Source organism: Streptomyces murinus (assembly GCF_002154555.1).
Taxonomy (GTDB): Bacteria; Actinomycetota; Actinomycetes; order Streptomycetales; family Streptomycetaceae; genus Streptomyces; species Streptomyces murinus.
In genome coordinates this window covers 1-1,385 of the sequence record NZ_MUNF01000848.1, presented here as the reverse complement: position 1 = coordinate 1,385, position 1,385 = coordinate 1, and the positions used below count along the sequence as shown (strand labels likewise).

1 protein-coding gene is annotated in these 1,385 nt (G+C 72.7%); it reads left to right on the top strand.

What is annotated here, in order from left to right; translation table 11 throughout:
• Positions 1 to 53: 53 nt before the first annotated feature.
• On the top strand, positions 54 to 1,361 hold the full coding sequence (locus tag CCN72_RS35760) for an acyltransferase domain-containing protein (protein ID WP_425276204.1): 1,308 nt from the start codon (positions 54 to 56) through the stop codon (positions 1,359 to 1,361).
• The last annotated feature ends 24 nt before the right edge of the window (positions 1,362 to 1,385 follow it).

Below are 1,385 nucleotides of genomic sequence, written 5' to 3'. Positions count from 1 at the left end.
ACGGCACCGGCACCCCGCTCGGCGACCCCATCGAATTCGGCGCCATCGGCGATGTGTTCGTGGACTCGCACACCAAGGACCACCCGGTGGTGGTCGGTTCGGTGAAGACGAACCTGGGGCACATGGAGCCGGCCTCGGGCATCGTCGGCGTCATCAAGACGGTGCTCATGCTGCGCGCGGGCACCATCTACCCGCACATCAACCTGGCCAACCCCTCCGGGCGCATCCCCTGGGACCTGTACCCGCTGCGGGTGCCGACCGCGTGCGAGCCCTGGAAGGCCGAGGTCAAGCGCGCCGTCGTCAACAGCTTCGGCTTCGCCGGGACCATCGGCGCGGTGGTCCTGGAGGAGGCACCCGAGCAGCCCGTCGAGGAGACCGGACAGGCGGGCGCCGCCCCGCTGTTCACGCTCTCCGCGAAGAACGCGACCGCTCTGCGCGAACTCGCTGCGGACTACCGGGCGTTGCTGGAGGAGCGGCCCGAGATCTCCGTCGCCGCGCTCAGCCACAGCGCCAACACCACCCGCGCCCACCACCCCTACCGGGTCGCCGCCCCCGTCGCCGACCGCGCCGCCCTCGTCAAGCTCCTCGACAAGGCCGCCGAGCACGAGCACGAGGGCCCGACCGGCATCCGCAAGACCGCGTTCATGTTCACCGGCCAGGGCTCCCAGTACGCCGGGATGGGCGCCGCCCTCTACGAGGCGCTGCCCGTCTTCCGCGCCCAGGTCGACGCCTGCGACGAGCTGTTCGCCGCCCACCTCGGCCGCTCGATGCGCGAGCTGCTGCTCGGCACCGCCGCCGACCCCGAGGCCATCGACCGCACCGAGTACACCCAGCCCGCCCTGTTCACCCTGGAGTACGCGCTCGCCCAGCAGTGGATGGCCTGGGGCGTGAAGCCCAATGTGCTCATCGGGCACAGCATCGGCGAGGTCGTCGCCGCCGCCGTGGCCGGGCTGTTCAGCCTCCCGGACGCCGTCAAGCTGGTCGCCGCCCGCGCCCGGCTGATGCAGGCCGTCACTGCCGAGGGCGGCATGGCCGCCGTCTCCGCGCCGCTGGAGGACGTCGCCCCGCTCCTGGAGGGCCACGAGGACCTGGCCGTCGCCGGGGTCAACGCCCCCGACCAGACGGTGATCTCGGGCGCCACCGCGGCCCTGGACGAGGTGAGCGCCACCCTCGCCGAGCGGGNNCCCTCGACGGCATCGAGTTCCACGAGCCGAAGATCAGCCTCATCTCCAACGTCACCGGACGGCTCGCCCGCTTCCGCGAGATCGGCAACCCCGGCTACTGGGTACGGCACATCGGCGAGCCCGTGCGCTTCCTCGACGGCATCCGCGCCGTCGCCAAGCGCGGCCGGCACGCCCTGATCGAGGTCGGCCCGCAGGCCGGGC